This window comes from Halanaerobacter jeridensis, assembly GCF_016908315.1.
Classification (GTDB): domain Bacteria; phylum Bacillota; class Halanaerobiia; order Halobacteroidales; family Halobacteroidaceae; genus Halanaerobacter; species Halanaerobacter jeridensis.
Window position 1 is genome coordinate 122,627 of sequence record NZ_JAFBDQ010000008.1, and the last position, 18,948, is coordinate 141,574.

The window sequence follows — 18,948 nt, forward strand, 5'->3', positions numbered from 1 at the left end:
AGAGACTAACTTCTTAATTAAGAAATTAGTCTCTTTACTTACTTTCAATAAAATTATACCCAATTTAATATTAAATTACTATATACTTTTTAAACAAAAAAAGCGCTGTAAACAGCTCTTTTTTTGTGCATTTTATTAAATTATTCATTATACTCTCTTATCATCAAAGCTAATTTTAAGCGTAGGGCATCAGAAAATTGCCGGGGATCTAAATTTGTCTTATCTTTAACCTTATCTAAACGATATAATAAAGTGTTACGGTGAATATATAATTTCCGAGCTGTTTGACTAACATTTAAATCATTAGCAAAAAATATATCTAATGTCTCTACTAAGGTCTCATCTAAATCATCTCTATTCTGGGCTGTACCTAAAGTAATCTTACTAAACCACTTTTTAGTTGCAGGAGATACTTCCTCTAATAATTTACCTATTTCTAGCTCATTGATATGATATATATCATCGCTGCCAAAAAGCTTGGCCCCAATCTCTCTAGCCTGTTTAGCCTCAGAAAAAGAATTACTGATTCCTTCTATTCCTGGGTGATAATTCCCAATGCCAATAGTTAAGTTTAAATCATATTTAGTTGATAATAATTCCTTAATCTTAGCTGCCAGATCAAATAAATACTCTTCTTTATCTACTGCTTTTAATTCAGCATGAAAGCTCTTGATAACTAAGAAATTATTATTCCCTGCCATCGAAATCATATCTTGTTGGTCTTGGTAGAGCAAGTCTTTAATTTCACTTAAAATCTGATTCTTGAGCTGTTGAATATAAATCCCTTCATCAACAGTTTCTTCCTTTTTATTTAGTTTATGATAAGCAAACTCCCAAAAGTTATCAATTCCTATTACTACAGCCACTCGGGAAATCATCATATTATAACCCAATATTTCTGCTCGAGTTTTAATAAACTCTTTATCATCATCTTCATCTAAAGAGATTAAATCTTGAATAAAATTATCATGGGCTCGATCCTCTAATCTAATCTCTTCTTCTAACACTGATTGCTGCAGCATTAGTTCAGCAGTAATCTTAACTAATTCTGCATAATCTCTAATCTTATCAGGAGCACCAGTAATTCCTACTACTCCCACTATCTGCTCATTAAATTCAATGGGCAAATTAATGCCTGGTTTAACACCTTTTAAATTTTGAGCATCACTATGGCTAATCTCTAAAGGGTCTCCACTAGAAATAACCTTTTCTGCACCTTCATGAAATTGATCAATGCGTTCTTTATCTCCACTACCAATAATCAATCCATTTTCATCCATGATATTAATATTCTTACCTAAAAGTTTAGTAGTTCTATTTACAATTAAAGAGGCTAGATTTTCTGTTATCTTCATTAGAATACCCCCAAGACTATTGATCACTTATTTGCTAATCTACTGTCTACAGTGTAAACTTCATGAATCCATAATCCAACTCTGCGTTCCATAGCTCTTAATAAATTCTCTTTTTTATAGCGCACATACTTACCATTTTCAGCTGTTCGCTGTTTATAATCTCCTCTATACTCTTGATCCCATTTTCCGGCTGGATCATTAGCATAATAATACTCATCATCAAATCCTACTAAGACAATAATATGACCATAACTCGTAAATTTACCGTGCGCTACTACTGGTTTTCCCTCTTTTAATTGATTTTCAATATAGCGCGGTGAAATATTAACATTATTCCTAATTCTAATATCTAAATTATTATTCCGAGCATAATGATTAAATACTTCAGAAAAACCATCACCATATTGAGCTTTCATCTTACCGAATGTTTTTGTTATTTTATCAGGATTCCCCTGCCAACCATAGTACTTAAGAACCATTGCTATAGCAGTATTTTGACAAGTACTAGCAGGGAAATAATCATTATTATATTGATAAAAATAAGGCATATCATGAATCAAATGTTTTTCAACTTCGTAAACATCAACCTTGCGGATAAGACTATCTACCACTTCTCCTTTTTCATCTAAGCCTACAATATTAATTTCTTTAGTCCCAGGAGTACTAAAAGATAAATTAACCTCATAAGTACTATTTCGTACATCAGCCCGATAGACATCCATATTATTTGAAGAAAAAACAACTACTTGCTTGATATCTTGCTCAACAGTCCCCTGGATCTGTATCTTTTTATTTGTAATCAATTTATTATTAGCTTTTATCTTTTTAGTGCTTCTATTTGCATTCAAATCAGATTGGCCTTGTCTACTACTGTTTACATTCATTCTTAAATCTGCAGCATTGATAATTGCCTGTTTCTGTTCTAAATCTTCACCTACAATCAAAATAAAAAAGTTCAAAATTAAAGTTAAAAGTAATAGATTCACAAAAAACTTACCCGTGCTTTTAGTGAATTGACCAACCATAATTTCACCTCTAATCCCTATAATAATTACAATATTTTCCTGGTAAAATTATACTAAATTATCTGGATAAAATCAAGCCCGTTTACATTTTTTTCTAAATAATTTAATTAAGATGGCTTCTCAGCCACCTTAAAATTAAAATTAATTTAGTTATATTTTGCTAAAACTACCCGCTCTATATCAGAATAATCTTTCTTTATTTCAATATTAGAATAATTTCTCTTCTTTAATAAATCCGCTACATCTTGACTCTGTTCAATACCTACTTCAAAGATTATTAATCCATCTGTAGTTAAATAATCTACAGCCTGATCAATAATCTTACGATAATAATCTAAACCATCTTGTCCACCATCAAGGGCCAAACTTGGCTCCTGCTGTACTTCTTCTTGCAAACCATCTATCTCACCAGAAGGAATATAGGGCGGATTAGAGACTATAATATCTACTTTCTCATCTAGAGGCTCTAATAAATTTCCCTCTTTAAATTCTAATTGCTCCTCAACTTCTAAATTAGCAGCATTTTCCTGGGCTATTGCTAAACTAGACTCAGAAATATCAATTGCTATTCCCTGCACTAATTTATCTGCTAATTTAGCAATACTGATAATAATTGCTCCACTACCAGTTCCTATATCAGCAATTTTTACTTCCTCTTCTTCCCAAGTATCTATTCTATTTAAAATACTTTGCACTAGATGCTCAGTTTCAGGACGGGGAATTAAGACATCAGAATTAACCTTAAACTTCAAACCCATAAATTCTTTTTCCCCTACTAAATAAGCAACTGGCGTACCTTGACGACGTTTTAAAATCAGTTCACGATAAGTATCTACTTCATCAGGACTTAGAGGTCGGTCAAAATTAACATAGAGATTGATTCGCTCCATATCTAACAAATCTGCTAATAAGACTTCCGCATCTAAGCGCGGCTGAGCAATATCATATTTCTCAAAATAATCAACCGTTTTATCTAAAATTTCTTTAATATTCAGCTTAGGCACTTTATTCCACCTGCTTTAATTTCTCGACTTGGTCTGCTGTTACTAAGGCTTCAATTAACTCATCTAATTCACCATCTAAGATAGCTTCTAACTGATGAGTTGTTAGATTGATACGATGGTCAGTAACTCGACCTTGTGGGAAGTTATAAGTTCTAATTCGCTCACTACGCCCTCCACTTCCAATTTGACTCTGTCTTTTTTCTGCTTCTTCTTTCTGCCGCTCTTCTTCAATCTTTTCTTGAATTCTAGCTCGCAGAATTCTCATTGCTTTATCTTTATTCTTATGCTGGGACTTCTCATCCTGACAAGAAACAGTTACTCCTGTTGGTTCATGTGTAATTCTTACTGCTGAATCAGTTGTATTTACACTCTGACCACCAGGACCACTAGAACGATAAGTCTCAATCTTTAAATCATTTTTATTGATATCGATATCAACATCTTCAGCTTCCGGTAAGACAGCTACAGTAGCTGTAGAAGTATGAATTCGACCACTAGATTCAGTACTAGGAACTCTCTGTACACGATGTACACCACTTTCATACTTTAAGTAACTATAAGCTCCTTTACCTTCAATGACAAAGATAATTTCTTTATAGCCGCCCATCTCTGAAGCACTAGAACTCATAATCTCTACATCCCAGCCTTTTTCTTCAGCATAACGACTATACATCCGATACAGATCGCCTGCAAAAATATTAGCTTCATCTCCACCAGCACTACCCCGCACCTCAACTACAACGTTCTTTTCATCATTAGGGTCTTTTGGAATTAACATTAATGGTAGCGTTTCTGATATCTTATCTAATTTAGGTTCTACTTCCTCTAACTGCATCTTAGCTAATTCAACCATCTCTTCATCATCAGCCATTTCTAAAATTTCTTCGGCTTCTTCTTTATTATCACGTAGTTCTTGATATTCTTCATATTTATTAACTATATCTTTCAGACGAGAATATTCTTTCGATAACTTTTGAAATCTCTCTTGATCATTAATTACTTCTGGATCACTTAACAATTGTTCCACTTCTTTATATCTATCTACTACACTATCTAATTTATCAACCCACTTTTCAATATCAAAATCCATGGTTAACCCCCTTAAAAATCAATTACTTTTTTCATTCTCCATAACAGACTCTAAAGACTTAATAGCTACTTCTAATTGACTATCATCTGGTTCAGAAGTAGTTAAGCGCTGCAAATATAGTCCTGGCACTGCAGCCCATTTAAATAATTTATTAGCATCCTTTTGTCCCGCTTTTTTAATTAATTCATAGGAAACTCCTGCTACTATAGGCAGTAAAGCAATATGAATTAAAATTCGGTTAATTAAAGCAGGACGACCAAAAAATGAAAATAATAAAATACTAACAATCATCACGATTAATAAAAAGTTTGTTCCACAGCGAGGATGATAAGTAGAAAACTTTTTAGCATTTTCTACCTTTAAATCTAAATCAGATTCATAATTATTAATTACTTTATGCTCAGCACCGTGGTACTGAAAAACACGCTTGATATCATTTAACTGCGAAATAGATAATATATAAAGTATTAACACACTTACTTTCATGACACCTTCAATTAAGTTCAAAACTAGATTAGAATCTATATAGGCTTTAATTACTTCAATTACAGAAGCAGGAATGACTACAAAAAGTAGAATAGCTAAAACAAGTGCAGTTCCAATACTAGTGGTTAGTTCCCACCAGGTTAGTTCTTCTTCTTCTTCAGCAAATTGATTAGCCGAAAAAGTTAATGCTCTCATACCTAAAATCAAGGATTGAAATAAAGAAAAAACACCTCTCACAAACGGAGCTTTTAAAAATTTGAATTTTTTAGTCCAAGGATTAAACATCAATTCCTTAGTAGTAATCTCTCCATCTTCCTGTCTTACTGCTACAGCAATATTGTCATTACCCCGCATCATAACTCCTTCAATCACTGCTTGACCGCCGTACTGTTTTTGCGGCATAAGTTTCCCTCCTAAAAAAGATATAAAAATAGCAGAGCGGATGCCCTGCTACTCTGATTATTCAAGACCATATTTTTCCTTGAATCGTTCAATTCGACCGCCACGAGCACCCTTATTTTGATTAGCTCCAGTATAGAAAGGATGGCAATTAGAGCAAACTTCTACTCTCATATCACCTGTTGTGGTCTTAGTTTCAAATTCTTCACCACATGCACAAGTTATAGTAGCGTCTTCATATTCAGGATGAATATCTTTCTTCATTTAAATCACCTCTTTTTATGTCTTATCTTTATGCTAAACATTTTAGATGTTATAATTATAGCATTTTAGATATTTAATTTCAAAAAATTGTTGCCAAAAATGCCTTTTAATCAACTTCACCCGTTCAAGTATAACATAATTAATCCAATTTTGCAACTGAGTTAGTTATTTAAATACTGTTTTAAAGAAGCCAACAGCTCTTCATTACTCTCAGTAGCATTCAACTGTTTAATAAAGGAATCTATTATCTTAACAGAAGAGGAATCGCTCATATCTTTTCTTAATTGCCACATTGTATCTAATTCTTCTTCCGATAATAATAGTTCTTCTTTTCTAGTTCCCGATAGATTAACATCAATAGCAGGGAATAATCTCTTTTGGGCTAATTTTCTACTTAAATGTAGTTCCATATTTCCTGTTCCCTTAAACTCTTCATAAATCACATCATCCATTCTACTACCAGTCTGAACTAAAGAAGTGGCTAAAATAGTTAAACTACCGCCTTCTTCTATATTCCGAGCTGCGCCAAAGAAACTCTTTGGTTTATGCAAAGCCATTGGGTCTAAACCACCAGACAAAGTTCTTCCACTAGAAGGAATATTAACATTATAAGCTCTTGCTAGCCGAGTAATACTATCTAAGAGAATAATCACATCTTGCTTCTGTTCTACTAAGCGCTTAGCTTTTTCTAAGACCAATTCTGAAACATTAATATGATTTTGCGGTGGTTCATCAAAGGTAGAACTAATCACCTCTGCATCTACAGACCGCTGCATATCTGTTACTTCTTCTGGTCGTTCATCAATTAATAAAATCATTAACTTAGATTCAGGAAAATTAGCGCTAATACTATTAGCAATCTTTTTTAGTAAAACAGTCTTACCTGCTTTTGGTGGTGCTACAATCAAGCCCCTTTGCCCTTTCCCAATTGGAGCTACGATATCAATTAAACGACTAGAAATTTCAGTAGGGTCATGTTCTAAAGTTATTTTTTCTTGGGGATATAAGGGAGTTAAATCCTCAAAGTGGGGTCTTTCTTGAGCCAATTCTGGGTCTTGATAATTAACAGCCTCAATTCTTAATAAAGCAAAATATTGTTCGTTATCTTTAGGCTGCCGTACCTGCCCTGAAACAACATCACCATTACGCAGATCAAAACGTCTAATTTGTGAAGCCGAAATGTAAATATCATCAGCACTAGGAACATATTTGGAAGGTCTTAAAAATCCATAACCATCAGGTAAAATCTCTAAAACCCCTTCTCCAAAAATAAGTCCTCCCTGTTCCGTTTCTGCTTTTAATAGTTCAAAAATCAACTCTTTCTTTTTCAGTCGACTATAACCTGTAATATCAAAATCTTTCGCCAAGTCATGTAATTCAGTAATCGTCTTTTTTTCTAGTTCTGCAATATTCATCAAATTTCCTCCTTAAAAATTAATTCCGATTTGGAAGAGTAAGTATGCTCCAAAGAAATAAATCACAATAATTGAAATAGCGTCCCAACCTATATTTAAAAATGTTTTTTCAGATCGATAGAATAGTCCAATTGTAGCAATACTAGCTAAAATCAAGCCTAATAAAGCTGTTAAACCATGAGCCAATGAAATAGAACTTAAGATTGGCCCACCTCCATAAGCCACATCAGCCGCAAAAATTACAGTCATATTGAAGATATTACTCCCAAATACATTACCTACTGCCATATCATAAGCATTAATTCTAATTGCACTAATAGCAGCTACTACTTCTGGTAACGAAGTTGCTGCTGCCACTAAAATAGTACCCATGAAAGTCTGATTTAAAGCAGTCATTGCAGCAATCTTATCTCCAGAATAAGATAAAGCCACACCAGCTATAACAATCACTAAGGCAGATAAAGCAAAACCTAGAGCAGCTTTCCGCAGTGAAATCCCTAAATCAAGCACTTCCTCTTCTTTTTCTTCAACATCTCTTTTCTTTTCATAATAATAAGTTAATCTAGCACCAAAAATGTAAGTAATTAATATAATTATAGCACCCAATCCAATATTATATATACTAAACTGAAAAGTAGTCACATAATTAGCTAACATAAAAAATAAAGCTAAAGCAGATAGTAAAATTCCTAATAGTGAAGATAAAATATGGCGGGTGTGAACCTTTAATAAGAAAGGACCTGGTCCGTGAAACAAATCTGCCACGGCTAAAATCATTAAATTAAATGTATTACTACCAAACAAATTTCCAATTGCAATATTAGGAGCATCAAATAACGCTGAACTAGAGCTAGTAATCAGTTCTGGCAGTGAAGTTGCTGCAGCAATTAAAATACCTCCAACTAGGGCCTCGCCAACTCCAGTCTTAACAGCAATTATGTCTCCATACTCAGACAACTTAGTACCGGAAATAATAATTGCTAACGCTGAAATTCCAAAAATCAACCATAAATTAAGCAATTCCCAGCCTGGTTATACTATCTTTGCAACAATAAATTTAGGTATATAACCAGGTTTTTCACCTCCTAGATATTATATTATTATTACATCTATTATATCAACTCTTTTATATTATTTTTTAGCTTTCGGCAGTGGTTTTTGGTCTAATTTATGCACAGCTTTAACAAATCTTAAAGTACCAGTTTTAGAGCGCATTACCAATGAATCCGTTTTAGCCTTTTCTTCATCAAATCTAACACCATTTAACATCTCTCCATTAGTAACTCCTGTAGCAGAGAAAATAATATTATCTCCTGTTGCTAAATCATCCATTCTCAGTGGTGCTTCGACATCCTCAAGCCCCATTTCTTTAGCCCGCTGCACCTCTTCTTCGGTCTTAGGTACTAATCGAGCTTGTACTTCGCCACCTAAACATTTTAATCCAGCAGCAGCTAATACTCCTTCAGGAGCACCGCCAATTCCCATTAAGAGATCAACTCCAGTATCTTCTAAACCAGTAGCTAAAGCTCCTGCTACATCACCATCAGGAATTAATTTTATTTTAGCCCCTATCTCTCTAACTTGATCTACTAGTCCACCTTCAGTTCTATGTCTTTCTTTATCTAAAATAAAGACTGTAACATCTTTAACTGGCTTGTCCATAGCCTCAGCAACACTTTTTACATTTTCTTGAGCTGACTTTTCAATATCAATACTACCTTTAGCAGCTGGACCAACAGCAATCTTATTCATATACATATCAGGAGCATTCAGAAAACAACCCCGCTGTGCTACAGCTAATACTGATAGAGCATTATTTCTACCTTCAGCAATAATAGTTGTTCCTTCTAGCGGATCTACTGCAATATCTACTTTAGGTACCTCTCCATCTCTAGTACCAATCTTCTCTCCAATATATAACATTGGCGCTTCATCAATTTCTCCTTCACCAATTACAACTTCACCATCAATATCAACTGTATCTAACATACCACGCATAGAATCAACTGCAGCTTGATCAGCAGATTCTTTATCGCCTCGTCCCATCCATCTAGCAGAGGCAATAGCCGCAGCTTCAGTCACTCTTACAAATTCAATTGCTAGTTCTCTTTGCATTTATACTCTCCCTCCAAAATATTAAAAAGAAAAAAGGAACAGAAAAAATTTCTGCTCCTTTTCTCTATTAAAGTTACGCTTTATTAGCGCTACCAAAGATATCAATTTTCCTCTTAGCAGTTTCAATAATACCTTCTTTACCTGGACCAATAATCTTTCGTGGATCATATACATCTTTATCTTCAGCAAGTAAATCACGTACAACTTTTGTCCATGCTTGCTGGAAGTCAGTGTTAACATTAATTTTAGAAGTTCCGCGATTAATTGCTTTCTTAATATCTTCATTTGGAATACCAGTTCCACCATGTAAAACTAGTGGTACACCAGTTGCTTCCATGATTTCTTTCATTTCTGGAAATCCTAAATCAGGCTCGCCTTGATAAGGACCATGTACTGAACCTAAAGCAGGTGCTAAAGCATCAATACCAGTTCTCTCAACTAGTTCTTTACATTCTTGTGGATCAGCATACTTAATACCACCAATCACACCATCTTCTTCGCCACCTACAGTTCCTAATTCAGCTTCAACTGATACATTATGTTTCTTAGCATATTCTACAACTTTTTTAGTAGTTTCAATATTTTCCTCAAACGGATCATGGGATGCATCAATCATTACAGAAGTATAACCTGCATCAATTGCTTTCTTACAACTTTCAAAACTTCCACCATGATCTAAATGGATTGCTACTGGAATAGTAATCTCCATATCTTCTAATAATCCTTCTACAATATTAACAACAGTATTAAAGCCACCCATATAACTAGTAGCTCCTTCAGAAACACCTAAAATAACTGGGGAATTCTCTTCTTCACAAGCCTCTAAAATTGCCTGAGTCCACTCTAAATTATTAATGTTAAATTGTCCCACTGCATAATCTTCTTCTAACGCTTTGTCTAACATGTCTGTCATGTTAACTAATGGCATATTAATATAACCTCCTTAGGGTTTTAGATAAAATATATATGCTTATGTTTTATTAACTAGCCCTGCTTACTAGCACCTTCTAGAGCACTAACTACCCCCTCTAAGATTTTAACTTTCTGCATCTTCTTTAAGACTTGTAAATCTTCTTGGGTTTCAGTATTAATAGTTGTTGTACCTTGGCAATTTTCGCAAATCAGTCTTAATTCCTGCGGTAAAATTTCAATATCAATATCTAAATTACCACATTGACAGACTAAATTACTACTTTCAGCAATTGATTGTAACTCATCTAAAATAGATAACATAATTTCAGGTTGATAAAAATAGTCTTTAACCTCTAACTCGCTTAAAATATGATTTAACTCCTCTTCTGTCTCTAAAAAACTATTAATTTTATCTTGAGGACCTAAATATCCCAATTCTGCTCCCATATCTAAGCATTTAATTTGTTTTATTTGATTATTCCAAAATTCTTCAGGACTATATAAAATACTATGGCGACTTTCACAAAAGATACAAGTATACTCTAAACAGTATTTATTTTTCATTCTATCTATAGATACTTTAACAAAATCACAGTCACACTTCAAGTCTAATTTATTATTTCCCGAAAAATCAAAAATATTAATCTCGTCTGGGCTTAATTCTCCACAAATCGGACAGCGCCAGGCTAGAGTTGTATTATATTCTGCTAACAACTTAACCACCCCCATTACTTTACTCTTGAACTTGGGTCTTGCTTCAATTTTATAGTTCTAGATTAAAAGTTAAATACCTCTTAAATGATTAAATTTTTCTAACTACTACTTGTTGAATGGATTTATCAATTTCTACCTTAACCCACATGTTAGCAGTCAAATCTTTAAACTTTATGAAATGTTCTTTAAATCTGATTTTAGTCTGTAACGGTAACTTTAAAGTTTTATACTTCGGCTCTAAACGAGTTCCTGTATTCAAAACAACTTCTCTAGTATGAGGATTACTATCCTTTAAAATTCCATATACCTCATAGTTATAAAGCATTATCTTTTGTAATTGGTTATCCAACCCTAAAATAACTAATCCTTTATCTCCTCTTCTTATATCTTCTGAATTAACTTTAAGATTGTTTCTTTTCATTTTAACTTTTTCAGTGACCTTGAAATTTCTAGTGAGACCAGTATCCAATTTCTTAACTGTTATGTACTCTTTCTCAACTTGCAGTACTACAATCTCTAATGCTCTATAAGCAGCATTAACAGCAGTTATCTCCCCAACTTGATTCAACTGCAGTTGCGCCTCACAAAAGCTTTTATAATCTATGGGACGTAAAGCAGCTAATTTAACAATCTTTTCATTTAATCTGATTTGAGCATTAAATCCTAACTTATATTCTTTCACACCTTGCTGTTCCTTTAATAATATAGTCTCTTCATTTTCATTAATTGCTACAATTTTACCACTTACCTCTGCTGCTAAAATAAAGTTTGAGCTTAAGAACAAACTAACTAAAGTAACTAAAATAACTACTTTGTATTTCATCGTTATCCCTCCAGATATCTTTTAATAATATTATTACCATTATTTTGAAAAGATATACGGAGAAATCTGAATTTTTCATTAGAATGTTTTAGCCTTTTGCTTAATAAGATGAGAATAAACAAGAAAAACAAACAATTAACTTGATACAAATGTAAAAATATATAAGGGAGGTGCACTGCTTATTTTTAAGCATAAATAAAATGATACTTAAAGAGATTTTAACAGGTGTTATAAAAATGTTATTATTTTTCTTACTGCTTCTTTCTCCAGTTTTTGTAGGCTATGTAGCTTTTTTATGGTTAAATTAAAAAAATAGCTGCGAGACGCAAGTTCTCATTGAAAATCACTTACGTCTCACAGCTATAAAAATCAAATTAGATATTATTTTCTTTGCTTCAAGTTAATTAAGTGCGCAGTATATATACAGTTCTTTTTCTTTATTGCATACTTGCCTTGATAAATCCTTTAAACATTGGATGAGGATCATTTGGTCTTGATTTAAACTCCGGATGGAATTGACTGGCTACAAACCACGGATGATCTTCTACCTCTACAATTTCTACTAATCTATCATCAGGAGAAACTCCCGCTAATAACATCCCTTCTTCTTCTAATTTCTTACGGTAATGATTATTGAATTCATAACGATGGCGGTGACGTTCATAAATCACTTCTTGTTGATATAAATCTCGACTAGTACTGCCTTCAATTAATTTACAAGGGTCTATACCTAAGCGCATTGTACCGCCTTTCTTTTCTATATCTTTTTGGTCAGGCATTAAATCAATTACTGGATCTACTGTATCAGCAAATTCGGAACTATGAGCATCATCTAAGCCACAAACATTACGAGCATATTCAATTACAGCACACTGCATGCCTAAACAAATCCCTAAATAAGGAACTTTATTTTCTCGAGCATAGCGAACTGCTTTAATTTTACCTTCAATACCGCGATCGCCAAATCCTCCCGGAACTAAAATACCGTCTACATCATCTAAATGTTCTGCTACATTACCTGCTTCTAATTCTTCTGAATGAACCCATTTGATATCTACTTCAGCATTATTAGCAATTCCACCATGATCTAAAGCTTCAACAATACTAATATAGGCATCTTGTAATTCTACATATTTTCCGACCATAGCAATTTTAGTAGTATTATCTCTATTTTTAATTCTATTAGTCAGATCACGCCAACCTGATAAGTCAGGCTGTTCAATCTTAGATTTTAAATGTAGTTTTTCAATTGTAATATCAGCTAATCCTTCATCTTCAATTACTAATGGTACATCATAAATACAGTCCACATTTTTTAGTTCAATCACAGCCTCTTTATCAATATCACAGAATAAAGCTATTTTTTCTTCAACCTCTTCAGTTAAATGACGGTCAGATCGACAGACAATTACATCAGGCTGAATTCCTAAACTTCGCAGTTCTTTGACACTATGCTGCGTTGGCTTAGTTTTTAACTCTCCCGCCGCCTTTAAATAAGGCACTAATGTACAGTGAATATACATTACATTTTCAGGGCCAAAGTCACTCTTACACTGACGAATTGCCTCTAGAAATGGCTGCCCTTCAATATCTCCAACTGTTCCTCCAATTTCAACCAATACTATATCTGCCTCTTCTTCATCACCTAAACGCTGCATTTTCGACTTGATTTCATCAGTAATATGAGGGATTACTTGGACTGTCCCACCTAAATAATCTCCTCTTCTTTCTTTTTCAATTACCGAAGAATAAATCTGTCCTGTAGTTACATTTGAATATTGATTTAAATCAATATCAATAAAACGTTCATAATGTCCTAAATCAAGATCAGTTTCTGCTCCATCGTCCGTTACAAAAACTTCTCCATGCTGATAAGGACTCATTGTACCGGGGTCAACATTAATATAAGGGTCTAACTTTTGAACTGTGACATTCAAACCTCTCTCCTTTAGTAATCGACCTAAAGAAGCAGCAGTAATTCCTTTCCCTAACGCTGAAACAACTCCACCTGTTACAAAAATATACTTTGTTGTCATTTATATCCTCCTTATATAGTAAGAAAATTAATGTCTAAAAAATTATAACTTTTTAAAATACACCTGAGATTTAATAATCTTATTTTTAATCCTCAACTTTAACTATTGTATACTACTTGTCCGAAATTCTCAATTAAAATTTAAACATCAGACATCTAATCTATATAAAGTGTAGCTTGCTGGTAGAAGATAAAATTGTTTCTTCGCTTATAAATCTAGTTTTATTCGTCTAAATTCGTTCAATTAAATTGAATTTAACTTAATTTAAATTTAAATTAAGTAATACAAAATTCACTTTAATTTCACTTCATTAAGACTCATTTACAAACTAGATTTAAAGTCGCTGTAAAACAATTTTATCTTAATCCAAGGCAGTCTTACTTGAATAGCGGGGGCAGGGATTGTCTTAAAGTGAGGTTGCTTATTTTTTTGATTGTGCCTCTTGATTTTATGTTTTTAACTACTTACTTCTAGCCATAAAGTTGCACTGAAAGTGCCACTTTATATAGAAAAAGACTAGAAAATTAGAGGGTCTCCCCCCTAGGTTTTCTAGTCTAGTAATCTATTCTTAGATTTTGAGATGGACTAATTAGAGGATAGAAGCCCCTTGTGCCCGCACTTATTAAAATAATTAATAATCGCTTTAACATAAATAACCCATCCCCTTTTTTGTTTACATACTCTCTGGAGCAGAAATTCCTAAAATATCAAGCACATTTAACAATACTTGTTTAACTGCTTCTACTAAAGCAGTTCTAGCTTTTAATAATTCTTCATCTTCTCCTAATACTCTACATTTATTATAGAATTTATGGAATAAACTAGCTAAATCATAAGCATAACGAGCTATATGATGAGGTTCTTTACTGCCGGCACTTTCTGCAATTTCAGCTGGATATTGAGCTATCTTTTTAATTAAGTCCAGTTCAATATCAGAAGTCAAGTGACTTAAATCAACCTCATCTAAATCTGGAATCTCATAACCTTCATCAGCTAATTGATCCTCAATACTACAGATTCTAGCATGAGCATACTGAATATAATAAACAGGATTGTCTTTAGATTCCTCTTTAGCTAATTCTAAATCAAAATCTAAATGGCTGTCAGTATCACGCATCACATAGAAATAACGCGCAGCATCCAATCCTACTTCATCTACTACATCACGCAAAGTAACAAAGTCTCCTGCCCGTTTAGACATCTTAACAGTTTCACCATCACGCAGTAAATTAACTAACTGTACTAAGATAACTTCTAACCAATCTGAACCATAACCTAAAGCTTCTATTACAGCCTGTACTCTTGCTATATAACCGTGATGATCTGCTCCCCAAACATTAATTGCTTGGTCAAAGCCGCGGTCATGTTTGTTTTTATGATAAGCAATATCAGGGGCTAAATAAGTATAGCTCCCATCTGACTTAACCACAACTCGATCTTTATCATCACCAAATTCTGTTGACTTAAACCATAGAGCATCTTCTTCTTCATAAACTAAACCTTTTTCTCTAAGTTCAGCAATTACTTCTTCAATCGCATCTGGGTGCAGACTGCGTTCACTGAACCAATTATCAAATTCAATACCAAAGTCATTTAAATCAGTCCCGATATTTTCTAACATCTTTTCATAAGCAAATTCACGGAAATATTCTATATTCCCTTCTTTAGCATCAGCTAAATGTTCGCCATCATCTTCAGCTAATATTTCTTGAGCAATCTCTTCAATATATTCTCCCTGATAAGAATCTTCAGGAAGGTCAACATCTTCACCAAGCAATTGTTGATATCTCACTGCTACTGAATTACCTAGAATTTCTAACTGATTTCCAGCATCATTAATATAGTATTCTTTACTAACATCAAAACCGGCTGTTTCCATAATATTAGCTAGTACATCTCCAACTACAGCACCGCGGCTGTGTCCTACATGTAAAGGACCAGTTGGATTAGCACTGACGAATTCAATCTGGACTTTTTGATTTTCACCTAAATCAGTAGCACCATATTGCTCACCTGTGCGATCAACTTTTTCAATCACTCGATAGAGCCAATTATTATTTAAATAAAAATTAATAAATCCCGGTCCCGCTACTTCTACCTCATCTATAATATCTAAGTCTATCTTTTCTACTATCATCTCAGCAATTTGACGAGGCGCCATCCCAACTTGTCCTGACAACACCATCGCAATATTAGTAGCATAATCACCATGTTCTTCTTCTCGCGGTTCTTCAATTTCTATTTCAGGAACTGTCTCTACTGTTAATTCTTGACTACTATTAACAGCGGTTTTAAGCGCATCTTTTAAATCATTTCGCACTTCTTGTACTACAGACATCTAACTAATCCCCCTCACAAAAATATTTAATAGCTAACTGATTATTACTCACTAACCCCTCTTCACTATAAACAGCATACTCTAAGTTTATTTCTCCAGCTCTTTCATTAATATCTAAATCAAATTCTTCTACTTCCAAAGCTAAATTTAAAGTACCATAAGGTGTTTTATAATCAAATTGAGTCCTAGATTCAGGAACAAAATTCTGAATCGTTCTCACTTGACCTTGCCTGATTAAAGTTATTTCTTCTTCTTTTATTTTGACTGTTGTTTTAACTCCTTCTAAACCTTCGGCTGTTTCTTCATACTTCAAATAGTAGGTACCGCGTTTTTGATATAATTCACCAGTACTTTGAGTTGTTATCTCTTCTTGTTCCGAACCATCATCTTGACTACTTTCAACATTAATTCTGACTGCTTGACTCAAAGTATCAACTCCATAAAACTAATATTTGGATTACAACAATAATTAATTATATAAAGCTAGAGTTTAATTTTCAAGATTAATTTTTTGGGCATATTTTTTAGCAGCAGCTGCATTTTTAAAGGACCTAAAGTCATAAACCATACAACCTTTAACCTCTAATTCTTTCATTACCTTCTTTAAAGATTTACTACTACCTATTAAGCTTGAATTAACAAAAGCCATAGCTTTCTGTCCTGTAGTACCTTTACAATCTTTTAAAAATTCTCCGATAGCATTATCTATCTTACCTCCGAAAAATCCTAAGACTGGACTACCAAACAAGACTAAATTGTACTTAGATAAATTCAAAGGCCGTTCTCGCCGACCAGCTTTTTCTAAATCAACCCGGGCTCCATTCTTCTCAAAACCTTCTTCTAATCCTTGGGCCAATTCTTTTAAATCTTTTTTAGTTGAATAAACTATTAATACTCGCTTCATTTTTTTCACCCCCAAACTTAACAATATCATCCAAAATTTTACTATGTTCTAAAATATAAAACTCATTAATTGATAAATTACCGCTGTAATCCCTCCAGCAATTAATGGTCCACTAGGCATACCGTTAAAGAAAGCTACTCCTATAATAATTCCAATTACTAAAACAATTGTAATTGTCGGATCAGCAGCAAACAAATCAATACCTTCTCGGGTAAATTGTGTTACCAGTATTCCCATCACTAAAGCTAGTAAAGTCAATGGTTCTCTTAAGCGTTCTAGTAAAATACTAAAATCTTGTTTACCAATAGCTAAAGAAGCTAAAACCCCTAACATAATTAGTATAATACCAATTTTCACACTATAATTATCAATCGTCTTTAATACATCATCTAATTCTAATACCCTTAATAATAAAAGTACAAAACCAGAAATGATTAATGATTGATTATCTACTATAACCCCTAAAACACCTACTATAATCAACAATATATTTGCCTGCATCAATTAAAACTTCCTTTCTAATACTCTTATAAAATTATCTATCACTATTATAAGATAATCAGACACAAAAAACAATTCAGCAGGCCACTTTTTAGCAGCCTGCTGTAAAAATTATTTATCTTTTTAATAATTAAAATGTTTTTAGATATTGATCTAATTCCCAATCATGAACTTGTGTTCTATAAACATCCCATTCTAATCTTTTAGCTTCTACAAAGTGTTCTAAAACATGATCTCCTAAAGCTTTTTGAATTAGTTCATCACTTAATAATTCATTAACAGCTTCATGAAGATTACCTGGTAAACTTTCAATTCCTGCTTCTTCTTTCTCTTGAGCACTCATAGCAAAGATATTGTCTACAACTTCTGCTGGTGGTTCAATTTCATTTTTAATTCCATCTAAACCTGCTTTTAACATCACAGCAGTTGCTAAATAAGGATTAGCAGCTGGGTCAGGATTTCTCATTTCTACTCTTGTACCAGCACCTCTAGCAGCAGGAATTCTAATTAGTGCACTACGATTAGAAGCAGACCAAGCTTTATAGACTGGAGCTTCATAACCTGGAACTAATCTTTTATAAGAGTTAACAGTTGGATTAGTTACAGCTGCAATAGCATTAGCATGCTCTAACAATCCACCAATATAATATTTAGCAGTTTGACTTAAGCCTAATTCATCACTTTCATCATAAAATGCATTTTCTCCGTCTTTAAATAAAGATTGATTCATATGCATTCCTGAACCATTTTCACCGAAAATAGGTTTCGGCATAAAAGTAGCATGTAAATCATGCTGATTAGCAATTGATTTAACTACAAATCTAAACGTAGCAATATTGTCAGCAGTCTTTAAAGCATCTTCATATTTAAAGTCAATTTCATGCTGCCCTGGTGCTACTTCATGGTGAGAAGCTTCCATATCAAAGCCCATTTTTTCTAGAGCAATTACCATATCTCTTCGTGCATCTTGTCCTTCATCAATTGGCCCTAGATCGAAATAACCACCATTATCATGAGTGATAGTTGTTGGTTCTCCTTCTTCATCTTTTTCAAATAAGAAGAATTCTGGTTCTGGACCTAAATACATCTCATATCCCATTTCTGCAGCTTCATCTAATGCATTCTGTAAAACATTTCGCGGGCCACCTTCAAATGGAGTACCATCTGGCATATAAACATCACAAATCAATCTTGCTACTGTACCATCTTCTTCAGGTCGCCAAGGGAAAATAGTAAATGTGTCATAATCTGGCTTCAATTTCATGTCTGATTCTTGAATTCTTGTAAATCCATCAATAGATGAACCGTCAAACATAATCTCTCCGTCTAATGCCTCTTCCAATTGGTCTACTGTAATTGCTACATTCTTAATTACTCCTAAAATATCAGTAAACTGCAATCTTACAAACTTAACGTCTAATTCCTCTGCCTTCTGCAATACATCTTCTTTAGTTAAACTCAAATTACTCACTCCTATTGTGATATTTTATTAGTAAAGCACATTACTTCTAGATAGAAAGCAAGTACTTCACCTTAATTTTTTATCTTTGATATGATATAATTATTT

Annotated in this window: 18 protein-coding genes; all 18 read right to left on the minus strand. The window is 33.4% G+C overall.

Going from position 1 to position 18,948, the window contains the following annotated elements; all coding sequences use genetic code 11:
- Positions 1 to 140: 140 nt before the first annotated feature.
- Entirely contained in the window at positions 141 to 1,355 is a 1,215-nt protein-coding gene (locus tag JOC47_RS09265; RefSeq protein WP_204701792.1) for a CdaR family transcriptional regulator, read from the minus strand.
- 23 nt (positions 1,356 to 1,378) lie between these two features.
- On the minus strand, positions 1,379 to 2,380 hold the full coding sequence (locus tag JOC47_RS09270; protein ID WP_204701793.1) for a C39 family peptidase: 1,002 nt from the start codon (positions 2,378 to 2,380) through the stop codon (positions 1,379 to 1,381).
- A gap of 146 nt (positions 2,381 to 2,526) precedes the next feature.
- On the minus strand, positions 2,527 to 3,384 hold the full coding sequence (prmC, locus tag JOC47_RS09275) for a peptide chain release factor N(5)-glutamine methyltransferase (protein ID WP_204701794.1): 858 nt from the start codon (positions 3,382 to 3,384) through the stop codon (positions 2,527 to 2,529).
- Between the two features lies 1 nt (position 3,385).
- Positions 3,386 to 4,474 carry a peptide chain release factor 1 gene (gene prfA, locus JOC47_RS09280; protein WP_204701795.1) on the minus strand — a complete coding sequence of 363 codons (1,089 nt, stop codon included), beginning with the start codon at positions 4,472 to 4,474 and terminating at the stop codon, positions 3,386 to 3,388.
- Between the two features lie 18 nt (positions 4,475 to 4,492).
- Positions 4,493 to 5,362, minus strand: a complete 870-nt coding sequence (locus tag JOC47_RS09285) for a DUF1385 domain-containing protein (protein ID WP_204701796.1) — start codon at positions 5,360 to 5,362, stop codon at positions 4,493 to 4,495.
- A 57-nt stretch (positions 5,363 to 5,419) separates the two neighbouring features.
- A complete protein-coding gene (gene rpmE / locus JOC47_RS09290; RefSeq protein WP_204701797.1) occupies positions 5,420 to 5,623 on the minus strand; it encodes a 50S ribosomal protein L31 in 204 nt (67 codons plus the stop codon).
- Positions 5,624 to 5,784: 161 nt separating this feature from the next.
- On the minus strand, positions 5,785 to 7,038 hold the full coding sequence (gene rho, locus JOC47_RS09295) for a transcription termination factor Rho (protein ID WP_204701798.1): 1,254 nt from the start codon (positions 7,036 to 7,038) through the stop codon (positions 5,785 to 5,787).
- Positions 7,039 to 7,050: 12 nt separating this feature from the next.
- Positions 7,051 to 8,058 carry a sodium:calcium antiporter gene (locus JOC47_RS09300; protein WP_204701799.1) on the minus strand — a complete coding sequence of 336 codons (1,008 nt, stop codon included), beginning with the start codon at positions 8,056 to 8,058 and terminating at the stop codon, positions 7,051 to 7,053.
- 111 nt (positions 8,059 to 8,169) lie between these two features.
- Positions 8,170 to 9,153: a class II fructose-bisphosphatase gene (gene glpX, locus JOC47_RS09305; protein ID WP_204701800.1), complete on the minus strand. Its 984-nt coding sequence runs from the start codon at positions 9,151 to 9,153 to the stop codon at positions 8,170 to 8,172.
- Positions 9,154 to 9,226: 73 nt separating this feature from the next.
- Positions 9,227 to 10,081, minus strand: a complete 855-nt coding sequence (gene fba, locus JOC47_RS09310; RefSeq protein WP_204701801.1) for a class II fructose-1,6-bisphosphate aldolase — start codon at positions 10,079 to 10,081, stop codon at positions 9,227 to 9,229.
- Between the two features lie 56 nt (positions 10,082 to 10,137).
- Complete coding sequence (locus JOC47_RS09315) at positions 10,138 to 10,779, minus strand: hypothetical protein (RefSeq protein WP_204701802.1); 642 nt, start codon at positions 10,777 to 10,779, stop codon at positions 10,138 to 10,140.
- A gap of 88 nt (positions 10,780 to 10,867) precedes the next feature.
- The gene (locus JOC47_RS09320) at positions 10,868 to 11,602 is read right to left on the minus strand and encodes a hypothetical protein (RefSeq protein WP_204701803.1); all 735 of its coding nucleotides are present in this window, start codon (positions 11,600 to 11,602) and stop codon (positions 10,868 to 10,870) included.
- 437 nt (positions 11,603 to 12,039) lie between these two features.
- Positions 12,040 to 13,638, minus strand: a complete 1,599-nt coding sequence (gene pyrG / locus JOC47_RS09325) for a CTP synthase (RefSeq protein WP_204701804.1) — start codon at positions 13,636 to 13,638, stop codon at positions 12,040 to 12,042.
- A gap of 673 nt (positions 13,639 to 14,311) precedes the next feature.
- Positions 14,312 to 15,976: an arginine--tRNA ligase gene (gene argS / locus JOC47_RS09330; RefSeq protein ID WP_204701805.1), complete on the minus strand. Its 1,665-nt coding sequence runs from the start codon at positions 15,974 to 15,976 to the stop codon at positions 14,312 to 14,314.
- A gap of 4 nt (positions 15,977 to 15,980) precedes the next feature.
- Positions 15,981 to 16,403 carry a YwiB family protein gene (locus JOC47_RS09335; RefSeq protein ID WP_204701806.1) on the minus strand — a complete coding sequence of 141 codons (423 nt, stop codon included), beginning with the start codon at positions 16,401 to 16,403 and terminating at the stop codon, positions 15,981 to 15,983.
- 63 nt (positions 16,404 to 16,466) lie between these two features.
- Positions 16,467 to 16,880, minus strand: a complete 414-nt coding sequence (locus tag JOC47_RS09340) for a flavodoxin family protein (RefSeq protein WP_204701807.1) — start codon at positions 16,878 to 16,880, stop codon at positions 16,467 to 16,469.
- Between the two features lie 48 nt (positions 16,881 to 16,928).
- The gene (locus JOC47_RS09345) at positions 16,929 to 17,381 is read right to left on the minus strand and encodes a DUF441 family protein (protein ID WP_204701808.1); all 453 of its coding nucleotides are present in this window, start codon (positions 17,379 to 17,381) and stop codon (positions 16,929 to 16,931) included.
- 130 nt (positions 17,382 to 17,511) lie between these two features.
- Complete coding sequence (gene glnA / locus JOC47_RS09350; protein WP_204701809.1) at positions 17,512 to 18,843, minus strand: type I glutamate--ammonia ligase; 1,332 nt, start codon at positions 18,841 to 18,843, stop codon at positions 17,512 to 17,514.
- Positions 18,844 to 18,948 lie beyond the last annotated feature (105 nt).

What these genes read in the sequence shown, in the direction of transcription:
- JOC47_RS09265 (WP_204701792.1), bottom strand. Translation starts at nt 1,355, where the DNA reads ATGAAGATAACAGAAAATCTAGCCTCTTTAATTGTAAATAGAACTACT.
- JOC47_RS09270 (WP_204701793.1), bottom strand. Translation starts at nt 2,380, where the DNA reads ATGGTTGGTCAATTCACTAAAAGCACGGGTAAGTTTTTTGTGAATCTA.
- prfA (WP_204701795.1), bottom strand. Translation starts at nt 4,474, where the DNA reads ATGGATTTTGATATTGAAAAGTGGGTTGATAAATTAGATAGTGTAGTA.
- JOC47_RS09285 (WP_204701796.1), bottom strand. Translation starts at nt 5,362, where the DNA reads ATGCCGCAAAAACAGTACGGCGGTCAAGCAGTGATTGAAGGAGTTATG.
- rpmE (WP_204701797.1), bottom strand. Translation starts at nt 5,623, where the DNA reads ATGAAGAAAGATATTCATCCTGAATATGAAGACGCTACTATAACTTGT.
- rho (WP_204701798.1), bottom strand. Translation starts at nt 7,038, where the DNA reads ATGAATATTGCAGAACTAGAAAAAAAGACGATTACTGAATTACATGAC.
- glpX (WP_204701800.1), bottom strand. Translation starts at nt 9,153, where the DNA reads ATGCAAAGAGAACTAGCAATTGAATTTGTAAGAGTGACTGAAGCTGCG.
- fba (WP_204701801.1), bottom strand. Translation starts at nt 10,081, where the DNA reads ATGCCATTAGTTAACATGACAGACATGTTAGACAAAGCGTTAGAAGAA.
- JOC47_RS09320 (WP_204701803.1), bottom strand. Translation starts at nt 11,602, where the DNA reads ATGAAATACAAAGTAGTTATTTTAGTTACTTTAGTTAGTTTGTTCTTA.
- pyrG (WP_204701804.1), bottom strand. Translation starts at nt 13,638, where the DNA reads ATGACAACAAAGTATATTTTTGTAACAGGTGGAGTTGTTTCAGCGTTA.
- argS (WP_204701805.1), bottom strand. Translation starts at nt 15,976, where the DNA reads ATGTCTGTAGTACAAGAAGTGCGAAATGATTTAAAAGATGCGCTTAAA.
- JOC47_RS09340 (WP_204701807.1), bottom strand. Translation starts at nt 16,880, where the DNA reads ATGAAGCGAGTATTAATAGTTTATTCAACTAAAAAAGATTTAAAAGAA.
- JOC47_RS09345 (WP_204701808.1), bottom strand. Translation starts at nt 17,381, where the DNA reads ATGCAGGCAAATATATTGTTGATTATAGTAGGTGTTTTAGGGGTTATA.